Origin of the sequence: Tenacibaculum gallaicum, assembly GCF_003387615.1 — a bacterium.
Classification (GTDB): Bacteria; Bacteroidota; Bacteroidia; order Flavobacteriales; family Flavobacteriaceae; genus Polaribacter; species Polaribacter gallaicus.
This window is the reverse complement of record NZ_QUNS01000005.1, coordinates 98,602-122,692: the sequence shown is the minus strand read 5'-3', so window position 1 is coordinate 122,692 and position 24,091 is coordinate 98,602. Positions and strand designations below refer to the sequence as shown.

The 24,091-nt window shown below is 31.4% G+C and carries 25 protein-coding genes, 1 other RNA gene and 1 pseudogene; 12 read left to right on the top strand and 15 right to left on the bottom strand.

Going from position 1 to position 24,091, the window contains the following annotated elements:
• Positions 1-3: 3 nt before the first annotated feature.
• Positions 4-549 carry a hypothetical protein gene (locus C7448_RS10805; RefSeq protein ID WP_115901392.1) on the top strand — a complete coding sequence of 182 codons (546 nt, stop codon included), beginning with the start codon at positions 4-6 and terminating at the stop codon, positions 547-549.
• Between the two features lie 108 nt (positions 550-657).
• On the opposite strand, the gene C7448_RS10800 is transcribed toward C7448_RS10805, so the two are convergent.
• The 5 genes from C7448_RS10800 to ruvX form a co-directional block, all read right to left on the bottom strand.
• Positions 658-1,389, bottom strand: coding sequence for a (S)-benzoin forming benzil reductase (locus C7448_RS10800; RefSeq protein WP_115901391.1), 732 nt, complete (start codon positions 1,387-1,389; stop codon positions 658-660).
• Positions 1,390-2,301: 912 nt separating this feature from the next.
• Positions 2,302-3,081 (bottom strand): nucleoside triphosphate pyrophosphohydrolase, encoded by a 780-nt coding sequence (mazG, locus tag C7448_RS10795; protein WP_115901390.1) that lies wholly within the window; start codon positions 3,079-3,081, stop codon positions 2,302-2,304.
• Positions 3,082-3,084: 3 nt separating this feature from the next.
• Positions 3,085-3,507, bottom strand: coding sequence for a DUF5606 family protein (locus C7448_RS10790; RefSeq protein WP_115901389.1), 423 nt, complete (start codon positions 3,505-3,507; stop codon positions 3,085-3,087).
• 26 nt (positions 3,508-3,533) lie between these two features.
• The gene (gene def / locus C7448_RS10785; RefSeq protein ID WP_115901388.1) at positions 3,534-4,118 is read right to left on the bottom strand and encodes a peptide deformylase; all 585 of its coding nucleotides are present in this window, start codon (positions 4,116-4,118) and stop codon (positions 3,534-3,536) included.
• 54 nt (positions 4,119-4,172) lie between these two features.
• The gene (gene ruvX, locus C7448_RS10780) at positions 4,173-4,583 is read right to left on the bottom strand and encodes a Holliday junction resolvase RuvX (protein WP_115901387.1); all 411 of its coding nucleotides are present in this window, start codon (positions 4,581-4,583) and stop codon (positions 4,173-4,175) included.
• Between the two features lie 118 nt (positions 4,584-4,701).
• Between ruvX and C7448_RS10775 the strand changes: the two genes are divergently transcribed.
• From C7448_RS10775 to C7448_RS10750, 6 genes are all read left to right on the top strand, one after another.
• Complete coding sequence (locus C7448_RS10775; RefSeq protein ID WP_115901386.1) at positions 4,702-5,517, top strand: 2,3,4,5-tetrahydropyridine-2,6-dicarboxylate N-succinyltransferase; 816 nt, start codon at positions 4,702-4,704, stop codon at positions 5,515-5,517.
• A gap of 63 nt (positions 5,518-5,580) precedes the next feature.
• Positions 5,581-6,399: an ATP-grasp fold amidoligase family protein gene (locus C7448_RS10770; RefSeq protein ID WP_245939471.1), complete on the top strand. Its 819-nt coding sequence runs from the start codon at positions 5,581-5,583 to the stop codon at positions 6,397-6,399.
• A gap of 88 nt (positions 6,400-6,487) precedes the next feature.
• Positions 6,488-7,351, top strand: a complete 864-nt coding sequence (locus C7448_RS10765; RefSeq protein ID WP_245939470.1) for an ATP-grasp fold amidoligase family protein — start codon at positions 6,488-6,490, stop codon at positions 7,349-7,351.
• 13 nt (positions 7,352-7,364) lie between these two features.
• Entirely contained in the window at positions 7,365-8,312 is a 948-nt protein-coding gene (locus C7448_RS10760) for a Stealth CR1 domain-containing protein (RefSeq protein ID WP_115901383.1), read from the top strand.
• 3 nt (positions 8,313-8,315) lie between these two features.
• Positions 8,316-8,864: an L-threonylcarbamoyladenylate synthase gene (locus C7448_RS10755; RefSeq protein WP_115901382.1), complete on the top strand. Its 549-nt coding sequence runs from the start codon at positions 8,316-8,318 to the stop codon at positions 8,862-8,864.
• A gap of 5 nt (positions 8,865-8,869) precedes the next feature.
• Positions 8,870-10,294 carry a CCA tRNA nucleotidyltransferase gene (locus C7448_RS10750; protein ID WP_115901381.1) on the top strand — a complete coding sequence of 475 codons (1,425 nt, stop codon included), beginning with the start codon at positions 8,870-8,872 and terminating at the stop codon, positions 10,292-10,294.
• Between the two features lie 64 nt (positions 10,295-10,358).
• On the opposite strand, the gene C7448_RS10745 is transcribed toward C7448_RS10750, so the two are convergent.
• From C7448_RS10745 to C7448_RS10730, 4 genes are all read right to left on the bottom strand, one after another.
• Positions 10,359-12,185, bottom strand: a complete 1,827-nt coding sequence (locus C7448_RS10745) for an ABC transporter ATP-binding protein (protein ID WP_115901380.1) — start codon at positions 12,183-12,185, stop codon at positions 10,359-10,361.
• Positions 12,185-13,894: a phospho-sugar mutase gene (locus tag C7448_RS10740; RefSeq protein WP_115901379.1), complete on the bottom strand. Its 1,710-nt coding sequence runs from the start codon at positions 13,892-13,894 to the stop codon at positions 12,185-12,187. Before C7448_RS10740 ends, C7448_RS10745 begins: the two co-directional genes overlap by 1 nt.
• A gap of 33 nt (positions 13,895-13,927) precedes the next feature.
• Complete coding sequence (locus tag C7448_RS10735; RefSeq protein WP_115901378.1) at positions 13,928-14,884, bottom strand: glycosyltransferase family 2 protein; 957 nt, start codon at positions 14,882-14,884, stop codon at positions 13,928-13,930.
• 80 nt (positions 14,885-14,964) lie between these two features.
• Positions 14,965-15,486, bottom strand: a complete 522-nt coding sequence (locus C7448_RS10730) for a DUF4199 domain-containing protein (protein WP_115901377.1) — start codon at positions 15,484-15,486, stop codon at positions 14,965-14,967.
• 175 nt (positions 15,487-15,661) lie between these two features.
• On the opposite strand from C7448_RS10730, the gene ffs reads away from it, so the two are divergent.
• Positions 15,662-15,760: signal recognition particle sRNA small type (ffs, locus tag C7448_RS10725), an RNA gene on the top strand.
• Between the two features lie 20 nt (positions 15,761-15,780).
• Here ffs and C7448_RS10720 read toward each other — a convergent pair.
• Entirely contained in the window at positions 15,781-16,701 is a 921-nt protein-coding gene (locus C7448_RS10720) for a tyrosine recombinase (protein WP_115901376.1), read from the bottom strand.
• 96 nt (positions 16,702-16,797) lie between these two features.
• Here C7448_RS10720 and C7448_RS10715 point away from each other — a divergent pair, with 96 nt between their 5' ends.
• The 3 genes from C7448_RS10715 (at position 16,798) to aroQ (ending at position 18,488) form a co-directional block, all read left to right on the top strand.
• Entirely contained in the window at positions 16,798-17,289 is a 492-nt protein-coding gene (locus C7448_RS10715; RefSeq protein ID WP_115901375.1) for a hypothetical protein, read from the top strand.
• A 198-nt stretch (positions 17,290-17,487) separates the two neighbouring features.
• Entirely contained in the window at positions 17,488-17,973 is a 486-nt protein-coding gene (locus C7448_RS10710) for an outer membrane beta-barrel protein (RefSeq protein ID WP_115901374.1), read from the top strand.
• A gap of 98 nt (positions 17,974-18,071) precedes the next feature.
• Positions 18,072-18,488, top strand: a complete 417-nt coding sequence (gene aroQ, locus C7448_RS10705) for a type II 3-dehydroquinate dehydratase (RefSeq protein WP_115901373.1) — start codon at positions 18,072-18,074, stop codon at positions 18,486-18,488.
• On the opposite strand, the gene C7448_RS10700 is transcribed toward aroQ, so the two are convergent.
• Both C7448_RS10700 and C7448_RS10695 read right to left on the bottom strand, forming a co-directional pair.
• A complete protein-coding gene (locus tag C7448_RS10700) occupies positions 18,465-19,652 on the bottom strand; it encodes a lipoprotein N-acyltransferase Lnb domain-containing protein (protein WP_115901372.1) in 1,188 nt (395 codons plus the stop codon). The two genes, aroQ and C7448_RS10700, sit on opposite strands and share 24 nt — an antisense overlap.
• Before the next feature lie 82 nt (positions 19,653-19,734).
• A complete protein-coding gene (locus C7448_RS10695) occupies positions 19,735-20,712 on the bottom strand; it encodes a YheT family hydrolase (RefSeq protein WP_115901371.1) in 978 nt (325 codons plus the stop codon).
• 99 nt (positions 20,713-20,811) lie between these two features.
• On the opposite strand from C7448_RS10695, the gene C7448_RS10690 reads away from it, so the two are divergent.
• Positions 20,812-21,564 (top strand): CDP-alcohol phosphatidyltransferase family protein, encoded by a 753-nt coding sequence (locus tag C7448_RS10690; RefSeq protein ID WP_211321911.1) that lies wholly within the window; start codon positions 20,812-20,814, stop codon positions 21,562-21,564.
• 561 nt (positions 21,565-22,125) lie between these two features.
• Here C7448_RS10690 and lptB read toward each other — a convergent pair.
• The 3 genes and pseudogenes from lptB to tatC all read right to left on the bottom strand — a co-directional run.
• Positions 22,126-22,860: pseudogene (gene lptB / locus C7448_RS10685) on the bottom strand (LPS export ABC transporter ATP-binding protein); the annotation flags it as partial.
• A gap of 86 nt (positions 22,861-22,946) precedes the next feature.
• Positions 22,947-23,294 carry a carboxymuconolactone decarboxylase family protein gene (locus tag C7448_RS10680; RefSeq protein WP_115901370.1) on the bottom strand — a complete coding sequence of 116 codons (348 nt, stop codon included), beginning with the start codon at positions 23,292-23,294 and terminating at the stop codon, positions 22,947-22,949.
• Positions 23,269-24,090, bottom strand: coding sequence for a twin-arginine translocase subunit TatC (gene tatC / locus C7448_RS10675; protein WP_115901369.1), 822 nt, complete (start codon positions 24,088-24,090; stop codon positions 23,269-23,271). Before tatC ends, C7448_RS10680 begins: the two co-directional genes overlap by 26 nt.
• Between the last annotated feature and the right edge of the window lies 1 nt (position 24,091).

Genomic DNA, 24,091 nt, shown 5'->3' with positions numbered 1-24,091 from the left:
ATTATGGCAAAAGATAAAGACATTAAGAAAAAAGTTGAACTGTCAGAAGCTGATTTGGAAAGAATGGAACTTTTACAGCAGGCAAATGAAAAAATAGGTAAACAATTAACTATAAATTCTGAAGAAGGTAAACTTGAAGAAATAGATGAATTACGAGAATTAATAGGGAAAGAGTTTGAAAACCCTGAAGAAAAGTATAACATTTATTATAAAGGAATTCGTAAACTACTGATGGATTATTTGCCAAAAGGGAAAGAGTTTAAAGAAGTAAGAAAAATCATTTATGATGAGAAAAATATTTTTCTAAATTCAGGAAAACGTAAGTCTGATAATAATGGAATCAGAAAATCTGATGGAAGAATGACCTTTCAGCCAGTTATGAATGAGATTTTAGATATTGTAGTGAAATGGGTTGGTGAATCACAAAATCCATTTGTCATATATAAAGAATTTTATGAATTAAATGAAAAGCATGGTTATGGTCATGAAGAATACGATAAAAGTACATTAAGCGTGTCAAAAGCGATGTTGAAATTGAGTAAAAGTTAACTTATGAAGCACGGTTTTTAAAACTCGATTGAGAATATAAATCCATTCAATGACTTATATTCAACGTTAGCTAAAGGTAGTAGAATTTGAGATAGGAATCAAGTTAAGTTATTTTTCAAAATTCCGAATATCAACAATATCCCCATTTTGTAGTTTGTTTTGGGTGTCTATGGTAAAAATGATTTCCGCAACATATTCTGGTGTATAGAGTTGGTCGTTTTCTTTTAAATCGATAAAGCGTTGTACGTTTTTAAAATCTTTTTCATTGGTATTTCTAATATCAGTTTGCATGTTGGTATCTACTACACCAGGATAAATAGCATTGCATTTTATTCCATGTTCAAGCTCGTTTTGTTCTGCAGCAATGGTTTTGGTCATCATGTCAATAGCTGCTTTAGACGTACAGTAAATACTCCAACCTTCATACGGTTTTACGGCTGCTCCAGATGAGATACTAATTATTTGTTTTTTACAGGTTAACTGTTGTGTGGCTTTGATAAACAAACTGGATAAAATCAGTGGAGTAGTGGTGTTGAGTTGAATACTTTTGGCAATATCTTCCGAAGGAATATTTTCTAGGTTTGCTATGGTACCGAGTCTTCCCGCATTATTCACCAAGGTAATCGATGAAACCTCCAATTTCTGAATTTCGTCTAATAACATTTTAAACGTGTTGTGTGTGGCTTTGGTATCAGATAAATCTACAGAAAGCTGTACTACATTTTCCAAATCCAAAATGCTTCTAGATAGTGAGTACACTCTATAGTTTTCTTGTGCGTATTTTTCGGCTAAGGCTTTACCGATTCCTTTACTTCCTCCGGTGATGATGATTATATCCATAGAGTAAAAATACAAAATTTGTCATTTCGAAGAAGGTACGACTGAGAAATCTTATAATAGAGTGTTTGTGACTTTAAAAAGTACTTGGAACTTCATTGAGCGAGATTCCTCTCTCGCGTTCGAAATGACGGTTACAATTTGTCATTTCGAACCAAGCGATAGTGAAGTGTGAGAAATCTTATAGTTGAGTATTTGTAATTTTAAAGGTTATTTGGAGATTCATTGATTGAGATTCCTCTCTTGCGTTCGGAATGACGGTTACAATTTGTCATTTCGAACCAAGCGATAGCGAAGTGTGAGAAAACTCTGGGTTCAGGAGAGTTACATCTTATAATAGAATGTTTGTAATTCTAAAGAGTATTTAGAGTCTCATTGTGTGAGATTCCTCTCTCACGTTCGGAATGACGGTTTCGTTGTGTTGAGGATTGTTCAGCGCGTCACGCTGATGGTTTCGTTGTGTTGAGGATCGTTCAGCGAGCTTCGCTGATGGTTTCGTTGTGTTGAGGATCGTTCAGCGCGTCACGCTGATGGTTTCGTTGTGTTGAGGATTGTTCAACGCGTCACGCTGATGGTTTCGTTGCGTTGAGGATCGTTCAGCGCGTCACGCTGAGAGACTATTCAAGGGAGTATTCAATAAAGTGTGTCAGGAGTATTCAATAAGAGTATTTGGAACTTTATTGAGTGAGATTCCTCTCTCGCGTTCGGAATGACGGTTACAAGTTGTCATTTCGAAGGAGGTACAACTGAGAAATCTTATAATCGTATGTTTATAACTTTAAATGATATTGTGATTCTATAGAGAAAGATTCCTCATTTTATTCGGAATGACGGTAGTCGATTATTTGAAAAATTCTTTTGAATTCTCCCAATTAAGTTTATTTGAAAAATTCCTTTGAATTTTCCCAATTAAGTTTATTTGAAAAATTTCTTTGAATTTTCCCAATGCACATCCATTTCAGCGAGGGTCATGTCAGAAAGTTGCTTGCCTTCTTTTTTAGCAGCTTCTTCTAAATACTGAAAGCGATTGATGAATTTTTTATTGGTTTTTTCCAGTGCGTTTTCAGGGTTTACACCAATAAATCGCGCGTAGTTAATCATGGAGAACAAAACGTCTCCAAATTCTTTTTCTATTTGCTCTTGATTGTTGTTTTTGATTTCGTCGTTCAACTCAGAAAGCTCTTCTTGAACTTTTTCCCACACTTGATGGGGTTCTTCCCAATCAAAACCTACACCTGCAACTTTATCTTGAATACGATTGGCTTTTACTACTGCAGGTAAACTTTTAGGAACGCCTTCTAAAACCGATTTATTACCTTCTTTTAGTTTGAGCTTTTCCCAGTTTTTCTTAACGTCTTCTTCGTTTTCAACAACTACATCGCCATAAATATGCGGATGACGGTCGATGAGTTTGTCTGAGATAGCATTGGCAACGTCAGCAATGTCAAAAGCTTGTTTTTCGCTACCTATTTTAGCATAAAAGACGATGTGCAAAAGCACATCGCCTAGTTCTTTTTTTATTTCTTGTAAATCGTTGTCTAAAATAGCATCTGCTAACTCGTAGGTTTCTTCAATAGTTAAGTGACGTAGACTTTCTAAGGTTTGTTTTTTGTCCCACGGACATTTCTCACGAAGGTCATCCATGATGTCTAACAAACGATTAAAGGCGGTTAACTGTTGCTTACGAGTATTCACGATTTAAGCTTCTTCTGTAGTTGTTTCTTCAGCTTCAATTAATGTACTAAAGTCAAAACTAGCTTTCGCTAAGATATTGTACCACTGAATTACTTTTTTAATGTTTGAAGCATATACACGCTCTTCGTCATAATCAGGTAATACTTCGCTAAAATAAGTAGTTAATTTATTCGCACTTTCTTTGTGAGAAATTGCTTCTTTACCTTCTTCTTTATCAGCAATATTTTTAAGTACTTGAGCTAAAGGCACTTCTTCTTCATAGGTGTAAATTGCGATGTTTTCTAATAAGCTTACGTTATGTGTAGCAGTAATAGGAAAACGTTTACCATCAACAATAGATTTTACGATAACTCCTGTTTTAGTTTGTGATAAGATTTCATACAAACCTGGCTTGCCTGTTACCGATATAATTTTGTTAAATTCCATGTCTTAATGTTTTTAGTGTATAACTATTATCTTTTAGCATTAGGAAAACGCATGCGATATCCTGCGTTTACTTTTCCTTTTGAAATATTGTCTAGTTTCTTTTTAATTAATCGTTTCTTTAAAGAAGAAAGTTTGTCAGTAAACAAAACTCCTTCAATATGATCGTATTCATGCTGAAAAACACGTGCAGGTAATCCGCTTAGCGTTTCTGTGTGTTTTTCAAAGTTTTCGTCTTGGTATTCAATAGTAACTTTTTCTTGACGAAAAACATCTTCATTAACGGTAGGAATACTTAAACATCCTTCGTTAAAAGCCCATTCTTCACCTTCTTCTTCAATGATTTTAGCATTGATAAATACGCGATTAAAGTTTTTAAAAACTTCTTTTTCCTCTTCACTTAAATCGTCATCTTCTGCAAAAGGAGAAGCATCAATAATAAACAAACGAATGTCTTTTCCTATTTGAGGAGCTGCTAAACCAAGTCCGTTAGCATTGTACATAGTTTCTTTCATATCGGCAATTAGTTTTTCTAACTGCGGATAGTCTTTATCGATTTCTTTGCCTACTTTACGTAAAACGGGATCACCGTATGCTACAATGGGTAAAATCATTTACTTTTTAATTTTAAGGAACGCAAAAATACAAAGAATGCTTTTGGTAGAAAATTATTTGTTGTATAAATACGATTGTAAGATGATTGTCGCACTTATTTCGTCTACCAAAGCTTTATTTTGACGTTGTTTTTTCTTCAAACCGCTATCAATCATAGTTTGAAAAGCCATTTTAGAGGTAAAACGCTCATCTACACGCTTTATAGGGATAGAAGGAATAGTTTTTTCAAGCTTTTGAAGAAAAGGAGTTATGAGTACTTCACTTTCACTATCAGAATTATCCATCTGCTTTGGTTTTCCTACTAAAAAGAGCTCTACATTTTCTTTTTGTGTATAGTCTTTTAAAAATGCGGTAAGTTCAGAGGTGTTTACAGTTGTTAATCCTGAGGCAATAATTTGAAGCTCATCGGTTACCGCAATTCCTGTTCTTTTTTTTCCAAAATCTATGGCTACTATTCTGCCCATTCTATAAGTTTTTGCAAAGGTAGCTAAATTAAACAAGGAAGAAATATCTGTTTAAAAAATGTATCTTCGCGGTGTATTATGGAAAGCAGTTTTATTTTTGCTGAAAATATTTAGAAAAATGACAGAATTACAATCAATTATAGAAAAAGCGTGGGATAACCGCGAGTTGTTACAAGAAGAAACTACGATTAATGCTATTAGAAAAGTAGTAGATTTATTAGATGCAGGAGATTTACGTGTTGCTGAGCCAACTGACAATGGATGGCAGGTAAATGAGTGGGTAAAGAAAGCAGTAGTGTTATATTTCCCAATCCAAAAAATGGAAACATTAGAGGCTGGTATTTTTGAGTACCACGATAAAATTCCATTAAAAAGAGGTTATGAAGCAAAAGGAATTCGTGTAGTACCAAATGCAGTAGCACGTCACGGGGCCTATATTTCAGCAGGAACTATTTTAATGCCTAGTTATGTAAATATTGGAGCGTATGTAGATGAAGGAACGATGGTAGATACTTGGGCAACAGTTGGTTCTTGTGCCCAAATAGGTAAAAACGTACACTTATCTGGTGGAGTAGGAATAGGAGGGGTTTTAGAGCCTTTACAAGCAGCACCCGTAATTATTGAAGACGGAGCTTTTATCGGTTCACGTTGTATTGTTGTTGAAGGAGTTAGAGTAGAGAAGGAGGCTGTTTTAGGTGCGAATGTAGTATTAACCATGAGTACTAAAATTATTGATGTTACAGGTGGTGAGCCAGTTGAAATGAAAGGTGTAGTTCCAGCACGTTCAGTTGTGATTCCTGGAAGTTATACTAAGAAGTTTGCTGCTGGCGAATATCAAGTACCTTGCGCTTTAATTATAGGTAAACGTAAAGAAAGTACAAACAAGAAAACTTCGTTGAATGATGCTCTTAGAGAGTATGATGTAGCGGTTTAAGAGAAGAATATGAACAGATCCGTTTTACGGTTTTTAAAAAAGCTAACTTTTTTACCTCAAAAAATGTACTTACCGTGGGCGTATGAATATTATACAAGTAAAAAATTAGATTTAGATAACCCAGTAGAATTTAACCAAAAATTACAATGGTTAAAGGCTTTTTATCATCCTAAGATATTAAACCAATTAGTTGACAAATATGCTGTGAGAGAGTATGTAATTGAAAAAATAGGAAGCCAGTATTTGAATGAATTATATGGTGTTTATAATTCTTTTTCTGAAATAGATTTTGATAAGCTACCTAACGAGTTTGTTTTAAAAGCCGTTCACGCAAGTAGCTATAATATAATTTGTAGAGATAAAAGTAAATTAAACCTAAAAAAAGTAAAACGAACTGTCAGAAAATGGCAGGCTACAAATCAATATTACAGAACGGGGCAAGAATGGGCATATAAAGATGTAAAGCCAAGACTTATTGCTGAAAAATACTTAGAAGATAAAGAAACAGAAGACCTGATAGATTATAAGTTTTACTGTTTCGGTGGAAAACCTAAGTTTTTAGTGGCACAATCAAGTTCTGTAGGAAAATATTTCTATGATTTAAATTGGGTGGAATGTCCTTTTAGATGGAGAATTAAATATCATAAGTCTGTAAGTAAACCTTCAAATTTTGAAGAACTAAAAGAGTTAGCTGTAAAATTAGCAGCAGATTTTCCTTTTGTAAGGGTAGATTTTTATTCGGTTGATGGTAAAGCTTATTTTGGAGAGATGACATTTTATCCTACAGATGGACGAGATGATTTTTACCCTAAAGAGTATAATAAAATTATTGGAGATATGATTAAATTACCTGATTTGAAAGGAAGGAAAGTTATAAAATAAAAAAACTTAACTTATGCTCTTGTAAAAAACAATTTAACTATTTGATGTATATAGAATGAATAGATTTGTTTTACGGTTTTTGAAAAAAATGACCTTTTTGCCAGAAAAGGTCTTTTTACCCTATTTATACGAGTATTTTACAGGGAAAAAATTAAATTTAGAAAACCCTATAGAGTTTAACGAAAAGCTTCAATGGTATAAACTTTATTATCGTCCTAAAATATTAAACCAATTAGTTGATAAATATGCGGTAAGAGAGTATGTTAAAGAAAAAATAGGTGATGAATACTTAAATGAATTGTATGGTGTTTATAAGTCTTTTTCTGAAATAGATTTTGATAAGCTACCTAACGAGTTTGTTTTAAAAGCTGTTCATGCTAGTAGCTACAATATTTTATGCCGTGATAAATCTAAATTAGATTTAAAAAAGGTAAAAAAAACAATTAAAAAGTGGCAGTCAACTAATCAATACTACAGAGCAGGTCAAGAATGGGCGTATAAAGATGTAGCTCCAAGATTAATTGCTGAAAAATTTATAGAAGATGAAGAACGCGGTTCTTTAACAGATTATAAATTTTATTGCTTTGATGGAAAGGTCAAGTTTATGGAGGTTCATTATGACAGAGCAGAACTACTTAAAATTGCTAATTTTAATGTAGATTTTAAACAACTTCCATTCAATAAAATGCCTGAAATAAATAGAATAACAGAAGAGGTAAAAAAACCAGAAACCTTTGAGAAAATGATTGAGTTATCTGAAAAATTAGCAGATAAATTTCCATTTGTAAGAGTTGATTTTTATTCGATACGTGATAAAATAGTTTTTGGTGAAATGACTTTTTATCCTTCGGATGGAAGAAAAGAGTATGAGCCAGACAAGTACAATAAAATCATAGGAGATATGTTTGTTTTACCAAAACTTAATGGTAGAAAAGTAATAAAAAAAATATAATATTCTTATTAGTATGAGTTTCCCTGTAGATGCAGTAATTACTTGGGTAGATGGTAATGATATAAATCATCAAAAAAAGATGTTACCTTATGTTGAAGATAAAGCTAAGGTAAACGACAAAAATTTTAGAACAAGGTTTGATCAAGTAGAAGAGATTAAATTTACTGTTAATTCAATTCTTAAGTTTGCCCCTTTTATTAGAAATATATTTGTAGTAACGGACAATCAAACCCCAAAGTTTCTGAAAAACAAGAAAGAAGGAGCATATAAAAATGTTTTTGTTGTAGATCATCAAGCTGTTTTTAAAGAAGATACTCAATTTTTACCAGTTTTTAATTGCCGCCCGATAGAAACAAAACTGTATGATATTCCGAATTTATCAGAGCATTTTATCTATTTTAATGATGATATGTTTTTATTAAAAGAAGTAAAAATATCAGATTTTTTTGTTGAAGGTAAACCAGTTGTCAGAGGAAAGTGGTTAAAGTTTAACGAAGATATTTTTTACAAACGTTTATTTAATTCTGAAAAGAAAAAGAAACGAGCGGGACATAAGAAAGCTCAGGAAATGAGCGCTAAATTAGTTGGGTTTAACAAATATTATAAATTTCATCATACACCATACCCTCTAAGGAAATTTACCTTTAAAGAATTTTTCAAAGAGCATAAAGAAGTTGAAACCCTTAACATAAAGCATAAGTTTAGAAATGCTGAGCAATACACTCCTCAAGGATTAGCCAATCATATTGAAATTAGAAATAAAACAGCGATTTTAAAAAATGACTATCAATTGGTGTATATTCAGAACTATAAAAAATCATTTACTTGGTTAAAATATAAGCTGAATATTATTACTAAAAAAGAAAGTAAATTATTTTTAAATATGCAGAGTTTAGATCAATGTCCTAAAGAAAAGCTAAACTATGTGTTAAATTGGTTAGAAGAGAAGTATTCATTATAAATCATGTTAAACAAGATACTAGATAACTTACAACAAGGTAACATAGTTTTATACCCAACAGATACTGTTTGGGGGTTAGGTTGTGATGCTACTAACGAAGAGGCTGTAAAAAAGATATATAAATTAAAAAATAGAGAAGAATCGAAGAGTCTAATTATTTTGGTTGACTCTATTGAAATGTTGCAAAACCATGTAGAAAGTATCCCTGAAAAAGCTTTAGAAACTTTAAGGACATCAGTAAAGCCTACTACTATTATTTATAATAACCCAAAAAGGTTAGCAACTAATACAATCGCTTCTGATAACACGATTGCTATACGAATTCCGAAAGATGAATTTTGTATTCAGTTAATTAAAGAATTTGGAAAACCTATTGTTTCTACCTCTGCAAACGTAAGTGGAGAGCCCACACCAAAATCATTTTCAGAAATAAGCGAAGCAATTTTAAAGAATGTAGATTATGTGGTAGATTTGCATCAAGAGAAAATAGCAGAAAAGTCTTCAACGATTTTAAAAATTGAAGGTGACGATGTTATTGTGATTAGAGAATAATTTGTATGCAAAAACAATATTTTAAAGAAGCAATTTCTGCCGAAATATTTCAATATATATCCCAAGCCGCCAAAGAGTTACAATTAGAAAGTTATGTAATTGGTGGTTTTGTACGTGATTTTATCTTACAACGTGGTACTGCCAAAGATGTAGATGTGGTAGCTGTAGGTAGTGGTATAGAATTAGCTCAAAAAGTAGCAGATTTGTTACCTACGAAACCAAAAGTTCAAGTATTTAAGACTTATGGAACAGCTATGTTACGTTACAAAGACGTTGAAATAGAGTTTGTAGGTGCTCGTAAAGAATCGTATTCAGAAGATAGTAGAAACCCTAAAGTTTCTGAAGGAACGTTACAAGACGATCAAAACAGACGTGATTTTACCATTAATGCACTAGCATTGAGTTTAAGCGAAGATAATTTTGGGTTGTTATTAGATCCTTTTGGGGGAATAGCTGATTTAGAGGCTAAAATTATAAGAACGCCGCTAGATCCAGATATAACATATTCTGACGATCCGTTGCGTATGATGCGTGCCATTCGTTTTGCAACACAATTAAATTTCGAAATAGAAGAGAAATCGTTAAACGCAATTACAAAAAATACAACGAGAATTGATATTATTACTCGTGAGCGTATTGTGGTTGAGTTGAATAAAATATTAGAGGCCCCAGTTCCATCAATTGGTTTTTTACTACTAGAAAAAACAGGACTACTAGAAAGAATTCTGCCAGAATTGATAGCTTTAAAAGGAGTAGAAGAGGTAGAGGGGCAAAAACACAAAGATAATTTTTACCATACGTTAGAAGTAGTTGATAATATCGCTCAAAATACCGATGATGTTTGGCTTCGTTGGGCAGCATTATTACATGACATAGGTAAAGCACCAACCAAACGTTACCATAAAAAAATAGGTTGGACATTTCATTCACATGAATTTGTAGGGGCTAAAATGGTATATAAGTTATTTAAACGTTTAAAAATGCCATTGAATAATAAGATGAAGTTTGTTCAGAAAATGGTAATGTTAAGCTCTCGACCAATAGTTTTAGCAAGTGAAGTGACAGATTCTGCTGTACGTCGTTTAATTTTTGATGTAGGAGATGATGTAGATGCATTGATGACGTTGTGTGAAGCAGATATTACAACAAAAAATCCTAAAAAATTTAAACGTTATCACAAAAACTTTGAAATAGTTCGCCAAAAGATTAAAGAGGTGGAAGAGCGTGATAGAGTTCGTAATTTTCAACCACCAATTACTGGTGAAGAGATTATGAAAGCCTTTAACCTACAACCGTGTAGAGAAATTGGTCAAATAAAAGAAGCTATAAAAGAAGCAATTTTAGATGGTGAAATTCCAAATGAACACGAAGCTTCTTATCAATTTATGTTAGAAAAAGGAGTACAGTTAGGGTTGAAAATAAGTGAGTAAACAACAATAATAGATACATCAAAATAAAAAGAGAAGCATATTATATGCTTCTCTTTTTTACTTGTTACCCTAAAGACTGCATTTCTACCAACTTTTTGTAAGTTCCGCTTTTAGATATTAATTCTTCGTGAGTTCCCTGTTCTACAATTTTGCCTTTTTTCATTACTACAATTATATCTGCTTTTTGAATGGTAGATAAACGGTGTGCAATCACAACAGAGGTTCTGTTTTGCATCATTTTTTCTAAAGCATCTTGTACTAGTTTTTCTGACTCAGTATCTAAAGCAGAAGTTGCTTCGTCTAAAATCATGATTGGTGGATTTTTAAGAACAGCACGCGCAATACTTAAGCGTTGTTTTTGTCCACCAGACAATTTATTTCCGCTATCTCCAATATTGGTGTCATAACCATTTGGTAAATCTTTTATAAACTCGTGTGCATTGGCAATTTTAGCAGCTTCTATGATTTCTTCGTCACTTTTACCCTCAACTCCTAAAGTAATATTGTTCTTTACGGTGTCGTTAAATAGAATAGAGTCTTGTGTAACTAAGCCTTCTAGTTGTCTTAATGAATGTATTTTAAGGTCTCTTATATCTATTCCATCAAGTAGAATAGTGCCTTTGTTTACATCATAAAAACGAGTTAATAAGTTAGCAATGGTTGATTTACCACTTCCTGATTGTCCTACCAAAGCGACCATTTTTCCTTTAGGAATAGTTAAGGAAAAATCTTTTAAAACATAATGATCTTCATATTTAAAAGAAACGTTTTCCATTATGATTTTAGTATCAAAAGTCTTCTTGTCAACAGCATTAGGAATATCTTTTAAAGGATTTTCAGTTTCTAAAACTTCTAAAATACGTTCGGCAGCAGCGTTTCCTTTTTTAACCCCGTAACTAGCTTTAGAAATAGCTTTAGCAGGTGTTAAAATATTATAAGCTAATCCCATATAAGCAATGAAATCTTCTCCTTGTAAGGTACCTTCTTCTAAAACTAATATACCTCCATACCAAAGTAATACAGCAATAACACCAATTCCTAAAAACTCACTAGCTGGACTTGCTAAATTTGTTCTATTAAGTAGTGTATTAGAAAAGTGGTAAAAACGATTGGTTGATTTTTCAAATTTTTGTTGAAATTCTTTTTCTGCGGTAAAGCCTTTAATCACTTTTAATCCCCCTAAAGTTTCTTCTAAAAGTGATAAAAAATATCCCTGCTCTTTTTGTACACTATCTGACTTTCGCTTTAAGCTTTTACCAATTAGAGAAATAACATATCCGGAAATAGGGATAAAAACAAACACAAAAAGGGTAAGTTTAAAGCTAATGGCTATCATTGCTGTAATAGTAAATATAATAGTTAAAGGCTCTCTTACCAACATTTCCAAAACCGATAAAAATGAATGCTGAATTTCTAATACATCAGTTCCAATTCGCGCCATAGTATCACCCTTTCTTTTTTCTGAAAAATAGGCAATAGGTAACTCTATTGTTTTCTTATATAGATCGTTTCGAATATCTTTTAAAACACCATTTCTTAAAAATGTAATAAAGTACATCGCTAAGTAGTTAAAGATGTTTTTAAAGAAGAAAGTAATAATAACTAAACCAACTACAACCATTAGAGCTTTGGATTTGTCATCACCGGCAACTTCATTTATATAAAAAGAAATATTACCTTTAAAATACTCTATTATTTTTGTAATTCCTTCAAAAACAGGTTTTTTAGTAATCCTAGGTGCGTCAGGCTTAAAAATGACATCTAGCATTGGTATCAATGCTAAAAAAGAAAGCGTAGAAAAAAGGGCATATAAGATATTAAATAATACGTTTAAATATCCATACTTTTTGTACGGAATAGCATATCTAATAATCTTTTTAAAATAGTCCATTATAGATTTAATTCTTTTATAATACGTTGAATTTTAGCGTCTAAATTAACTTCTGTATCATTGATTTTATTTACAGTATCTAATTTTGTTTTTACACTAAAATAAAATTTTATTTTTGGTTCAGTACCACTCGGACGAGCTGCGATTTTTGTTCCATCCTCGGTATGATAAATCAATACATTTGATTTAGGAATATCAATTGTTGTTTCTTCACCAGTTAGTAAATTTCTTCTTGTTGAAGATTGATAATCATACAAGTACTCAATTTTAGAGCCATCAATTTCTGTTAGCGGATTGGAACGTAAATCAACCATCATTTGTTTGATTTGTTGCGCACCATCCATTCCTTTTTTTACTAAAGAAATTAAATGCTCTTTATAAAAATGATGACGTGTATATAAATTCAATAGCTCTTTATAGAAAGAACTGTTATTAGCTTTCGCATCAGCGGCTATTTCACAGGCAAGTAGGGCAGAGGTAACCGCATCTTTATCACGAACAAAATCACTTACCATATAACCAAAACTTTCTTCACCACCACCAATAAAGTTAAGTTCAGGATGGTCTTTTATCATTTTAGCTATCCATTTAAAACCAGTTAATCCAACTTTAGTTTCAACTCCGTATGAATTTGCAATTTCATTCACTAAATTAGTGGAAACAATCGTAGAACCCACAAATTGATTTCCGTTTAATTTACCTTGTTTTTTCCAGTCATTAATTAAAAAGTCGGTCATCATACTCATAGTTTGATTTCCGTTTAACAAGGTCATATTTCCATCTAAATCTCTTACAGCAACACCTATTCTGTCTGAATCAGGATCGGTTCCTAATACAATATCAGCGTCAATTTTATTTGCTAAATCAACAGCCATTTTAAGAGCAGCTGGTTCTTCAGGGTTTGGAGATTTAACTGTAGGAAAGTCCCCATCAGGAGTAGCTTGTTCTTCAACAATATGAACTTGAGTATATCCTGCCCGTTTTAAAACTTCTGGAATAAGTTTAATAGAAGTTCCGTGTAATGAGGTAAATACTATTTTTAAATTTTCTCGCCCCTTAACATCGAATGCTCCATTTTTTAAGGAAGCTTCCCAAAAAGCTTCGTCAACTTCACTTCCAACAGAGCTAATTAAATTTTCATTAGCATTGAAGTTGATATCTGCAAAAGCTAAAGAGTTTACTTCATTAATAATTTCTTGATCTTGAGGAGGAACAATTTGTCCACCATCATTCCAATATACTTTATAACCGTTGTATTCAGGAGGGTTGTGAGAAGCAGTTAGTACAATTCCTGCATCACAACCTAAATAATTTACAGCAAATGATAATTCTGGAGTAGGACGCATATCTTCAAATAAAAACACTTGAATATTGTTAGCAGATAATACGTTAGCTACCACCTTAGCTAACCATTCACTATCATGACGACAATCGTACCCAATAGCTACTTTTAATTCTTTATTTAAGTGTGTTTTATGTAAATAATTACTTAAACCTTGAGTAGCTTTTCCTAAAGTGTATTTATTTATTCGGTTGGTTCCTGCTCCTACAATACCACGTATTCCACCTGTCCCAAATTCTAAATTCTTATAAAAACGATCGGCTAAATCGTCAGCATTAATATCAATTAGCTGCTGAATTTCTTGTTGTGTTTCTGAATCAAATGTATCAGATAACCATTGTTTGGCGTTGTTTAAAATCTCTTTCATATGTAAAATTTAAAAACGTACAAAGATACGGGTTTAAAAATTCAGTTTTTCTTTGATTGTATAATGTTTTTGTTGTGGATTACTTTTGATGATTAACTCACCTAAAAAACCAGCTAAAAAAAGTAAAGTACCTAAAATCATTGAGGTTAAGGCAATGTAAAACCATGGGTTGCTTGTTACTAATATGGCTTTTATTCCTGTAGAAAGTTGGTATATTTTCATAGCTCCTATGAAGAAAGCTGAGAAAAAACCAAAAATAAACATTAATGTTCCCCATAAACCAAAAAAGTGCATTGGTCTTCTTCCAAATTTTGAAAGAAATGAAATGGTGATTAAGTCTAAAAAACCGTTTACAAAACGATCCATACCAAATTTAGTAACTCCGTATTTACGAGCTTGATGTTGCACTACTTTTTCATCAATACGATTAAAACCTTCATTTTTAGCTAACACAGGAATGTATCGATGCATTTCACCGCTTACTTTTACTGTTTTAACAACCTCGTTTTTGTAGGCTTTTAAACCACAGTTAAAGTCGTGTAGTTTTAATCCAGATGTTTTGCGAGCAGCCCAATTGAACAATTTTGAGGGAATATTTTTGGTTACAACATTATCGTATCGTTTCCTTTTCCATCCAGATATTAAATCGAAGTTCTCTTCAGTAATTAATTTATAAAGTTCAGGGATTTCGTCAGGGCTATCTTGTAAATCCGCATCCATGGTAATAACTACTCGTCCTTGAGCCAAACCGAAGCCAGCATCTAATGCTTGAGATTTACCATAGTTTTTTTGGAATTGCAATCCTTTTACTTCTTGATGTTTTTGTGATAGCCCTTCTATTATTTTCCAAGAATTATCAGTGCTTCCATCATCAATAAAGATAAGTTCATATAAAAACTGATTGGATTGCATAACTTTTGCAATCCAATCATATAATTCTGGTAAAGATTCCTCTTCATTAAGAAGTGGTATTACTACCGATATATCCATATATTTTGTTCAGTGTTTAAAAAAAGGTAAAGTTACGAAGTATTGAGTTTATGTAAAACTTTTACCTCTTTAAACTATTCTTAATATTGTTCTTCTTCTGTTTTTTTCATAATGGCACCTCCAATTGCAGAAATAATAAATCCGAAAAAAGCAGAAACTACTAAAGCTAAAGGAGCTGTTATCACTGGACTGTTAAACTTTTTAGCCATTGTTTCTGAAGCTTCTATTTGTTCGTCCGTCATACCAGCATCAATCCAAGCTTGTTTTTGTACTTCCATCATTTGTGCTTGAAAATCAGGCTCTATTATATTAGTGAAGATTAATGTGTAAATAGTTGAAATTACAGCACTAATTACTGCTATACCTACACCTACTTTTAAAGCTTGACCAAAAGTTAGAAAGCCATTATTATCAGTTTTAAACTTTTTAATACCTAGTATAATAAGTATAATCATTGCAATAAAACCAATTATACCACTTAACCATCCAAATTTTATTAATGTTCCTGTGGCATAAAATGCTAAATGAATAAAAACGCCAATAAGACCTAAGTATAATCCGTAATTTAAAATAATGTTTTTACTGTTTGCTTGATTTTCCATTGTGTGAATTTAGTTAGTGATACAAATATATTCTTTTTACTGTTATGTTTATTTTTTACTGCTAAAAGCAAAAAATATAGACAACAAATTATTAGTATTCAAAAACTTAGAAATGTTACAAAATTTTTATGCAAATTTTATTGTTTTTTACGAAAAAATGGTTGTAAATTTGCATAGGCAAGTCCTACACAACCAGCTCCCTTTGAATCCCCCAGGGCGGGAACGCAGCAAGGGTATTAGGTTGTAGCGGTGTGATGTAGGTAGCTTGCCTTTTTTTGTACCCAAAAGTTTCGTTTATTCTTCTTCTGTTAAGTTCAAATTACTTCTAGGATGGTGTAGTTCAACAACTTCTTTAAGATAGCTATTATCTAAATGCACGTATATTTCTGTTGTAGTAATACTTTCATGTCCTAATAATTGTTGAATAACACGTAAATCTGCTCCATTTTTTAGTAAATATGTAGCAAAGGAGTGTCTTAATGTATGTGGACCAATACTTTTTTTTAGATTTATTTTCTGAGCCAATTCTTTTAAAATAATAAATATCATTTGCCGTGTTAATCGTTTTCCTCTTCTGTTTAAGAAAACAGTATCTTCATCCTCCTTTTTAGGTGTTATTTGAGGTCTAATTTCATTTATATAAAAAGTAAGTCTGTGAATTGTTGTGATGTGTATAGGTACGAAACGGTATTTATTTCCTTTACCCAGTATTTGTATATAACCTTCTTCAAAAAATAAATCAGATAGTTGTAGGTTGATTAACTCACTTACACGAAGACCACAGCTATAAATGGTTTCGATGATAGTTTTATTACGTTCTCCTTGTGGATGACTTAAATCGATAGCGGCAATTAATTCATCTATATCTTCTTTTTCTAAAGTGTCAGGGAGTTTCCTTATAATATTTGGGCTTTCAATTAAATCGGTTGGATTATCTTGTCGATAATCTTCAAAAATTAAATAGCCAAAAAAACTACGTAATCCAGAAATCAATCGTGCTTGAGTACGAGCATTGATTACTTTACTTGTTTCATAAATGAAATTTTGTAGTATTTCAGAATTTATATGAATTGGAGAGGGTACTGGGTCTAATGTATCTAGAAATAAAATAAGTTTTTTTATATCCCTTTGATAGCTATCAATAGAATTTTTTGAAAGTCCTCTTTCTATTTTTAAAAAATTAATATAATCGGATATTGCTTGGTTCCAGTTCATTATGTTGAAAACTGTTTTTTGTTAAAAACATTATTGATAAATGTAAAAATAAAATTATTTTTGCAGCTCAAACTTAAAATTATAAAATTAAAAATTATGAAAAAATTATTAGTAGTAATTGCTATGGTAGCTGTAGGTTTTACAGCGAATGCACAAGAAGCTAACGGACAAACAGCAAAAGGAAAGTGGGTTATTGAAGCGAACACAGGTTCAGCAACTACAGGAAACACTTCTTTTTCTTTGGCTACTTCGAATGGAAATACGCAATGGAGTTTAGGTTTAGATGGAGGTTATTTTGTAGCTGATGATTTAGCTGTGAAAGCAGGACTAGGTTATCAAGACAACGGTTTTGGTGATGCATTTGTATATAAAATAGGTGCTGAATATTATATAGATAGTCAATTTCCGGTAAGTGTAGATTTCACAGGAGATACTAATAGTGACTTAAGATGGTTAGGTTTACAAGCAGGTTATGCATGGTTTTTAGGAGAAAATGTAAGCTTGAAACCAGCTGTTAGATATAATGTAGGTTTAGATAATCAAGATGGTGTTTTTCAAGGGCTTATAGGTTTTGCTTTGTATTTCTAATAATAAACAAAAAAGTAAAATAAAAAAAAAGGAAGCAAATTTGCTTCCTTTTTTTTTATTTTAAATATAAGTGTTTTGTTTTTAGTGTTTTAAGTTTTAAAATAGATTTGTAAGACTTTTTTTTAAAAAAAAGAGCAACTAGATTCTTAATTAAATGTATCTTTGCCGGCTCAAAACAAAACTTATAAAACAAAAATTATGAAAAAATTTTTAGTAGTTGCTATGATGGCTTTCGGTTTAGCTGTTAACGCACAAGAAACAGAATTAAACGTTGGTGGTACTATTGGTTTACCTGTTGGAGATGCTGATGAAGCTAATGTAACTGGAGCAATTGAAGCTAATTATTTATTTAATGTTGCTGAAGGTTTTAAAGTAGGACCATCTGTATCTTATTTACATTTTCAAGGAGAAGGAGCTGACTTAGCTTTTATTCCTGTAGCTGTAGCAGGTCGTTATAGTTTTGCTGATAAATTTTCAGTAGGAGCTGACTTAGGTTATGGTATTGGTGTAAGACCTTCAGGAAACACTGAAAGTGGTTTTTACTTCAGACCAATCGTTGGTTACCAATTAACTGAAAAAATTAACTTACATGTAGATTATACAGGTGTTGTATTAGATACTGATTATGCTAATATAACTCCAGCTACAATTGGAATTGGAGGAACTTATTCTTTCTCTTTATAGTAAGAAATTTTACAATAAGAAGAAAAAGGAAGCAAATTTGCTTCCTTTTTTTATGTTTAAAAGTTAAAAAGAGTATTTTTACCTTATAAATATGAAGGATGAAAAAAATAATTATAATCAACGGGCCTAATTTAAACTTGTTAGGAAAAAGAGAACCTGAAATTTACGGATCAAATTCTTTTGAAGATTTTTTTAAGGAACTAAAGAATAATTACAAAAATGTGATTTTAGAATATTTTCAGTCGAACATTGAAGGAGAAATTATAGATAAATTGCATGAGGTTGGTTTTGATTATGATGGTATCATTCTAAATGCAGCAGCTTACACCCATACTTCTGTTGGTATTGGTGATGCTGTAAAAGGTATAGAAACTCCTGTGGTTGAAGTACATATTTCAAATATACATGCACGTGAGGAGTTTCGTCATGTTAGTTATATAGCTCCGAACGCTAAAGGAGTTATTTTTGGCTTTGGTTTACAGGGATATGAACTAGCGATTCAAAGTTTTCTGTAAATACCAATAGCGAACTCCCAATAATATAAATAAAGGAATTATAGGGTATGTGTGTAGCTGTACTTTAGTAAGCCAAATAATAGGAATGACTACTAAAAAGGCTAATAGAAACTTAATATATATATTAACCCACTTTGGTGAATTTTTCTTTAATAAAATGAAAGAAATAAGTAGGTTAGGAGCAAAGGCCCATAAAAAGTTAAAGTTGTTAGGAGCTGTTGAATGATTGGTAAAGAACCATAGAAAAACAATTAGTAGCCCTAAAATACCTGTTGTAAAAAACAACATAAAGTCTAACCATTTGGTTCTCTTAGAGCTTTTAATGTCTTTATAAGTAATAAATATTCCTAGTAAAGAAAATAGTAAAATTACTAAAAACGGACTAATAGAATCACTTTTGGATTCTTTTTCATTGAAATCGAGTAATATATTTGTCTTTAGTACTAAATCTTCTTCTTTTTCATTTTTAATTATCCTAGAAGTTTTTAAGGCTTCAAAAACATAATCAGGAAGGTATAAATATTCTGAAGGTGTAGCGATTTTATCTAACTTACTACCAAGTGCAATATTAATTCCTAAACTACCCCAAGTATTTGGATTGATTTCTTTATTCATCAATTGTCTTAATGATAAATTTTCTTTGACAAAATCATCTTTAAAAACTAATTTATCACCTGTAATTTTCTGAATAATATCACGGGGTCTGGTAGCGCAATTATCAAAATAAGGATCGTAAAAATAACTTGCATTTTCAGGCAACACATTTGTTTCTAAAAACTGAAAAAACTCATTTCTTTGTTGTTGCGTTAAATTTAAAATTTGCTCTTTAACCCAACGCTGGTCTTGTTGTGCACTTTTTAATGATAAATAAAAAGGGTAACGAGCCAATTTATATTTCATAAAACCTTTCGTAAAGTTTACATAAAAGTTTGGATCGTCAAAATCAAAAATACCATAATTGTAAAGTAAATCTAATTGTAAAACGGGGTCTTTTACCCGAATAGCAGTATGGCCAAATTTTTCGTATAATTCTTCTCCAGGACCTGAAGTGATAATACTTATTTGAGAGAACTTAGATAACCCTAATGAGTTTGCTTTTTGAGAAAAACCAGTGTTTATAGTAAGTAAAACTAAAAGAAAAAAAATATATTTTTTTATCGTCATAAATTCTAACAAGATATGTATTGGTGTTTTACAAATATCATAAATACAATTAACATAACTAAAGCTTTTTAATGTTATTGTTTTAGTGTGTTATTCCGATAGTCTCTCGAATAAATTGAGCTATTTGTTGTTCAAGCCATCTGTTCTCAGTGCTAGAAAAAGAAGACATAAACCCAACATGACCACCATAATTAGGAGTTAGTAAATAGAAGTTCTTCATTTCTTTTGCTTCTTTTATAGGGTAACACTCTTGTGATAAAAAACTATCATTCAAGGCATTTATAAGTAATGTAGGGACTTTTATTTCCGGAATAAAAGGTTTAGCGCTTGCTTTTTGCCAATAATCTTCCGAACTCTTAAAGCCAAAAACAGGGACTGTATATTGTTTTTCCAAATGTCTAAACTTGCTTGCTTTAAATAGTAATTCTTTGTTGAGTTTAAATTCTGGAAACTCTTCTGCTTTTTGCAATAGTTTTAATTTCATAGTTCGCAAAAACTCACTTAAGTAAATTTTGTTTTTTAGTTTGTTTAGTTCTGCTTGAGAAGAAGTTAAATCTACAGGAACAGAAACAGCGACACCTCCTTTTACTTCTGAAGGTATGTCGCTATATTCTCCTAAGTATTTTAAAGTTAAGTTTCCTCCTAAACTAAAGCCAATGATTATAATGTTTTCATAATTATAACTACTTTTTATGTACTTAATGACAAAATCAACATCGTCTGTTTTTCCACTATGATAAGTTTCTAAAAGTAAATTATCTTCTCCGCTACATCCTCTTAAATTCATACAAACCGTATCAAAACCTATATTATTTAAATGGTTAGATGTCGTAATCATATAATTTGACTCTGAACTACCTTCTAATCCATGGATTAGTAAAATTAAAGTTTTAGAACCGATGAAAGAAAAGTCTAAATCGATAAAATCAGCATCCCAAGTAGTAATTCTTTTTCGTTGGTAATTAATTGTGTCTTTCATAAACAAAGGACGATATACAGTATTAAAATGTGCATTTCTAAAAGGTAAACTGGGAGAAAATGTTTTGGTAATTATAGGCATGTTTTTCGTACTAGCGGTTTTTAACAAATATGATAAAAAAAGACTTAAATGTAAAACTGATTAAATGATTTCTTATTTTCGCTATAAATTAAGAATACTATGAATATCAAAAAATACATCCCCAATTTACTGACTTTAGGAAACTTATTATGTGGTACCATTGCTACTGTTTTTGCAATAAAAGGCGATTTTTTTGCAACAGCTGTTTTAGTTATGTTAGGGATTCTTTTTGATTTTTTTGATGGATTTGCTGCGCGTATGTTAAAAGTACAAGGTGAACTAGGAAAACAGTTAGATAGTCTAGCGGATATGGTAACGAGTGGGGTAGTACCAGGGATTGTAATGATGCAAATGCTAGTAAATGCTTTAGATATTGATGCTGTTGGATACTTTGGAGTTGATGAATATGGAGTAACAGGAAGTAATTTGCCTTATTTAGGGTTGTTGTTAACATTAGGAGCAGGATATCGCTTAGCGAAATTTAATATTGATGAACGACAGTCGGATAGTTTTATAGGAGTACCTACACCAGCAATGAGTTTGTTTGTTATCTCTCTACCTTTGATTGCTCAGTTTGATCAAGAGTCGTTTTTAATAGGTTTAATCGAAAATCAATACTTTTTAATACTAATTACAGTATTATTTACATATTTAATGAATGCTGAAATACCGTTATTTTCCTTGAAGTTTAAAAATTTTTATTTTAAAAATAATGTGATTAAGTATGTGTTTTTGGTTTTATCAATAATATTAATCGTCACCTTAAAAATAGTAGCAATCCCAATGATTATTCTTTCTTATGTGGTGTTGTCTATTGTGAGTAATTCAGATAAAAAACTGTCATCAAAATAGAGTTTGAAAGAGGAGTCTAGATTTATTTGACAAAAAACAAACAAAAAAGACGTTGATTATCAACATCTTTTTTGTTTTGATTTTGAAAGTTATTTTTTAGGTATTTTTTTGAGGTTCAAAAATGTTACTTATAAAATGGTAATTGTCTAAAGATATTTTATCTTCAACAAAGGTTTTATCCATAAGCTTGTTTTTTGAAAACTCTCCATTTTTATACACATCCCAGTTTTCGTTGTTTCTATTGGTTAATACGACTTTATCAGAGTCTATTTCAAAATTACACCAATCATTATAATTTGCTATTTTTTTGTAACTATGATCAGATACTTTGATGTTGCCTTTTACGTTTATATTTTTAATATCAATACATAAATTGCAGAAATCAACAAAACTCATATTATCTGCAGGTACTACAAGAAATGAGTTAATATTTCCTTTTTTTCTGTATAGTTTAAACCCTTCTTTTAAGTTATGGTTATGATAAACTTCAGAGAAAGAAGAGAAAAGATCATCTTCTTTAGCATTTTCGATAATGAAATGGTTTTGTGTTACAGCTTGATTATCAAATTTTTTCTTTTTAAGCTCAAAATCCTTTCCAAGGTACACTCTACGAACAGTTTCATCTTCAGCAAGTTCTTCAGGAGTTCCTTCTTTTAAAATTCCTCCATTATACATTAAGTAAGTTCTATCTGTAATCGCTAGGGTTGCTTGTACATCATGATCGGTAATTAAAATACCAATATTTTTATTCTTCAATTGTGCTACAATTCCTTGAATATCTTCTACAGCAATTGGGTCTACACCAGCAAAAGGCTCATCTAATAAAATGAATTTAGGATCAGAAGCTAAACACCGTGCTATTTCTGTTCTACGACGTTCACCACCTGATAATAAATCACCACGGTTTTTACGTACGTGTCCTAAACTAAACTCATCGATTAACTCCTCTAAACGCTGTTTTCTTTCAGTTTTAGTTCTATCAGTAAATTCAAGAACCGACATAATGTTGTCTTCTACAGAAAGTTTTCTGAAAACTGAAGCTTCTTGGGCTAAATAACCAATTCCTTTTTGAGAACGTTTATACATAGCATCGGTAGTAATTTCTTCATTATCTAAAAAAATATGACCATCGTTAGGTTTAATCATACCTACAATCATATAGAAAGAAGTTGTTTTACCAGCTCCATTAGGACCCAATAACCCAATAATTTCACCTTGTTCAACTTCCAGAGATATTCCCTTTACTACTTTCCTACTACCGTATATCTTTTGTATGTTGTCTGCTCTTAACTTCATTTATTATTGTTGAAAATGGAATTGTTTAAAGTATAAAAGTAATAAAACTGTTTCTTAAAAACTTCTTAAATCAATATAGGTATAAATTAGGCGTTTTTTTCTAAAGCTTCCCAAAACTCTACAGCTCTTCGTAAATGTGGGATTAAAATAGTTCCGCCAACCAATGTAGCAATACTCATGGTTTCCATCATTTCTTCTTTGGTTACACCGTTTTCGTAAGCTGTTTTTAAATGATAAGCAATGCAATCATCGCAACGTAGCACTGCAGATGCTACTAAACCTAGTAATTCTTTAGTTTTAACAGGTAAATGCCCTTCTGTAAAAGCATTGGTATCTAAGTTAAAAATACGTTTGATTACTTTATTATCTGATGCTAAAATTTTTTCATTCATTCTAGCACGGTAGTCGTTAAACTCTTGGACTTTTTGTGACATTTTTTTGTTGTTGTTTTAAGACAAATTTTGAAATATAAATACTCATTTCATATAAAATCATGATAGGTACTGATACTATAACCTGACTAGCCACATCTGGTGGGGTAATAATTGCAGATAATACCAATACCACCACTAATGCGTGTTTGCGATACTTTCTTAAAAACTCTGGGGTAATTAACCCTATTTTTGTTAGGAAGAAAATTACAACAGGAAGCTCAAAAAATATAGCAACACCTAGTAATGTATTTGTTATAAGACTAATGTAAGCCTCCAACTTAAAGTTGTTTTGTATAGCGTCTGATATTTCAAAATTGTAAAAGAAATATACAGACATAGGTAAAATAACGTAATAGCTAAATAAAATTCCTAAAAAGAATAAGAAAGAGGAAGTGAAAATAAATCCTTTTGATTTTTTTCGCTCACTTTCGTGTAGTCCCGGGGCTATAAAACGCCAAAACTCCCATAAAATATAAGGAAAGGCTACTACAAAACCTAAAATTAAAGAAGACCAAATCCCAGTCATTAATTGTTGAGTAGGGTTTAAAGCTTGTAGTGTTTGTTTAAATTTAATTGCACAAAAACTACTATCAATTCCGATAGAAGAAAATACTTTACAAAAGAATTGATAAGTTGCAAAATCAGGTTTTAGATGAGCCAAAAGTATCTCATTAAAAACAAAATTAATGTTTACAAAAATTACAATTGCAACAATAAAAATTGCAACAAAACTTCTCACCAAATGCCACCTTAACTCTTCAAGATGATCTAAAAAAGACATTTCTTTTTCTACCATC

Excerpts from the sequence above, each read along its gene's own strand:
- C7448_RS10805 (WP_115901392.1), top strand. The coding sequence starts at position 4 with ATGGCAAAAGATAAAGACATTAAGAAAAAAGTTGAACTGTCAGAAGCT.
- C7448_RS10800 (WP_115901391.1), bottom strand. The coding sequence starts at position 1,389 with ATGGATATAATCATCATCACCGGAGGAAGTAAAGGAATCGGTAAAGCC.
- C7448_RS10790 (WP_115901389.1), bottom strand. The coding sequence starts at position 3,507 with ATGGAATTTAACAAAATTATATCGGTAACAGGCAAGCCAGGTTTGTAT.
- def (WP_115901388.1), bottom strand. The coding sequence starts at position 4,118 with ATGATTTTACCCATTGTAGCATACGGTGATCCCGTTTTACGTAAAGTA.
- ruvX (WP_115901387.1), bottom strand. The coding sequence starts at position 4,583 with ATGGGCAGAATAGTAGCCATAGATTTTGGAAAAAAAAGAACAGGAATT.
- C7448_RS10775 (WP_115901386.1), top strand. The coding sequence starts at position 4,702 with ATGACAGAATTACAATCAATTATAGAAAAAGCGTGGGATAACCGCGAG.
- C7448_RS10770 (WP_245939471.1), top strand. The coding sequence starts at position 5,581 with ATGTACTTACCGTGGGCGTATGAATATTATACAAGTAAAAAATTAGAT.
- C7448_RS10765 (WP_245939470.1), top strand. The coding sequence starts at position 6,488 with ATGACCTTTTTGCCAGAAAAGGTCTTTTTACCCTATTTATACGAGTAT.
- C7448_RS10760 (WP_115901383.1), top strand. The coding sequence starts at position 7,365 with ATGAGTTTCCCTGTAGATGCAGTAATTACTTGGGTAGATGGTAATGAT.
- C7448_RS10755 (WP_115901382.1), top strand. The coding sequence starts at position 8,316 with ATGTTAAACAAGATACTAGATAACTTACAACAAGGTAACATAGTTTTA.
- C7448_RS10750 (WP_115901381.1), top strand. The coding sequence starts at position 8,870 with ATGCAAAAACAATATTTTAAAGAAGCAATTTCTGCCGAAATATTTCAA.
- C7448_RS10745 (WP_115901380.1), bottom strand. The coding sequence starts at position 12,185 with ATGGACTATTTTAAAAAGATTATTAGATATGCTATTCCGTACAAAAAG.
- C7448_RS10740 (WP_115901379.1), bottom strand. The coding sequence starts at position 13,894 with ATGAAAGAGATTTTAAACAACGCCAAACAATGGTTATCTGATACATTT.
- C7448_RS10735 (WP_115901378.1), bottom strand. The coding sequence starts at position 14,884 with ATGGATATATCGGTAGTAATACCACTTCTTAATGAAGAGGAATCTTTA.
- C7448_RS10730 (WP_115901377.1), bottom strand. The coding sequence starts at position 15,486 with ATGGAAAATCAAGCAAACAGTAAAAACATTATTTTAAATTACGGATTA.
- C7448_RS10720 (WP_115901376.1), bottom strand. The coding sequence starts at position 16,701 with ATGAACTGGAACCAAGCAATATCCGATTATATTAATTTTTTAAAAATA.
- C7448_RS10715 (WP_115901375.1), top strand. The coding sequence starts at position 16,798 with ATGAAAAAATTATTAGTAGTAATTGCTATGGTAGCTGTAGGTTTTACA.
- C7448_RS10710 (WP_115901374.1), top strand. The coding sequence starts at position 17,488 with ATGAAAAAATTTTTAGTAGTTGCTATGATGGCTTTCGGTTTAGCTGTT.
- aroQ (WP_115901373.1), top strand. The coding sequence starts at position 18,072 with ATGAAAAAAATAATTATAATCAACGGGCCTAATTTAAACTTGTTAGGA.
- C7448_RS10700 (WP_115901372.1), bottom strand. The coding sequence starts at position 19,652 with ATGACGATAAAAAAATATATTTTTTTTCTTTTAGTTTTACTTACTATA.
- C7448_RS10695 (WP_115901371.1), bottom strand. The coding sequence starts at position 20,712 with ATGCCTATAATTACCAAAACATTTTCTCCCAGTTTACCTTTTAGAAAT.
- C7448_RS10690 (WP_211321911.1), top strand. The coding sequence starts at position 20,812 with ATGAATATCAAAAAATACATCCCCAATTTACTGACTTTAGGAAACTTA.
- C7448_RS10680 (WP_115901370.1), bottom strand. The coding sequence starts at position 23,294 with ATGTCACAAAAAGTCCAAGAGTTTAACGACTACCGTGCTAGAATGAAT.
- tatC (WP_115901369.1), bottom strand. The coding sequence starts at position 24,090 with ATGGTAGAAAAAGAAATGTCTTTTTTAGATCATCTTGAAGAGTTAAGG.